Origin of the sequence: Vibrio sp. Vb0598 (assembly GCF_033338935.1) — a bacterium.
Classification (GTDB): domain Bacteria; phylum Pseudomonadota; class Gammaproteobacteria; order Enterobacterales; family Vibrionaceae; genus Vibrio; species Vibrio alginolyticus.
In genome coordinates this window covers 1-1,182 of record NZ_JAWOTP010000199.1, presented here as the reverse complement: position 1 = coordinate 1,182, position 1,182 = coordinate 1, and the positions used below count along the sequence as shown (strand labels likewise).

Annotated in this window: 2 protein-coding genes; both read right to left on the bottom strand. The window is 45.3% G+C overall.

Annotation, left to right across the window (positions count from 1 at the left end; genetic code table 11):
* Positions 1–662, bottom strand: a 662-nt coding sequence (locus R7Q38_RS24065) for an LrgB family protein (protein ID WP_318114582.1), incomplete at its 3' end; no start/stop codon positions are given.
* Between the two features lies 1 nt (position 663).
* Positions 664–1,038: a CidA/LrgA family protein gene (locus R7Q38_RS24060; RefSeq protein WP_005455074.1), complete on the bottom strand. Its 375-nt coding sequence runs from the start codon at positions 1,036–1,038 to the stop codon at positions 664–666.
* Between the last annotated feature and the right edge of the window lie 144 nt (positions 1,039–1,182).

Genomic DNA, 1,182 nt, shown 5'->3' with positions numbered 1-1,182 from the left:
ACTGCTAAACCAAAAAAGCTCGGAGCGAGAATGGAAGTGATGATGCCGCATAGCACCAACGCTAACGATGAAAATGCAGCGTCGCCAGGTTGTTTCTCTGCGCAAGTTGCAGTACCCAGCGCGTGCGATACTGTGCCCATCGTCAAACCGCGAGCAATTGGATGCTTAATGCCGATTAGGTTGTAGATTGGGTACGCCAAAATAGCGCCAAGAAGACCTACGATTAGTACTAAGATTGCAGCGACTGCCGCTTCGCCACCAAGGTGGCTTGAGATTTCCATTGCAATCGGAGTGGTCACTGACTTACCTACTAGGCTCGCGATTAAACTGATGTCAGCTTTAAATGCAACGGCGATGAGGGTTGTGGTTGCCATTGACATAACACTTCCGAGCGTACAAGCAAACGTGATGATTCGCCAGTTGGCTTTGATTTGAGGAAGTTGCTCGTACAAAGGGTAAGCCAACGCTACAACAGCTGGTTGTAGTAAAAAGCTGATGCCTTCGTTGTCGGCGTAGTATGTCTCAAACGGTACATTGAGGTACGTTAATAAAGGAATCAGTACTGCAATACTGATCAACAAAGGGTTTGCAAGTGGGCTGTTGATCTTAATTGCGATTTGGCGAGCAATCAGGAAAACGACAATAGTGACAATTAACCACATATTAATGTTTCTCCTTTAGCAAGTAGTCCAGTAGCCAAGCAAGGCTGACCAAGACAATGAGTGAACCACCGACTGCACTAGCTATGATTGGCAATGCATTCGCAAGTAGCATATCGAAGTGCTGCATGAGTCCCACACTGATTGGGACAAAGAGTAAGATCATGTAGCGAATGAATAGCGTTGCGCCCGGTTTGACCCAATCCACTTTGACAAGGCCAAGTGTCATGGAGAAAAACAGTACGAGCATACCGATGACACTTCCGGGAACAGAAACGCCAGTGAATTTTTGAATAGTAATTCCGATTCCAAGTGCTCCCATGATGAGGAAGAGGGAGATGAGCAGTTGGATCAGTTGTAAGAATCGATCTTTTATCATTTTGACAGCATATAAACGACAAGCACACCATAAGGTGCGCTTGGATAAGTAGAAATTAGGAGGCTAGGCTCTCTACATAACGGTACACGGATTTTAATATCGCAATCTTCTTTTCGTCACTTTCATGTTCGTGAACTAAGTTTT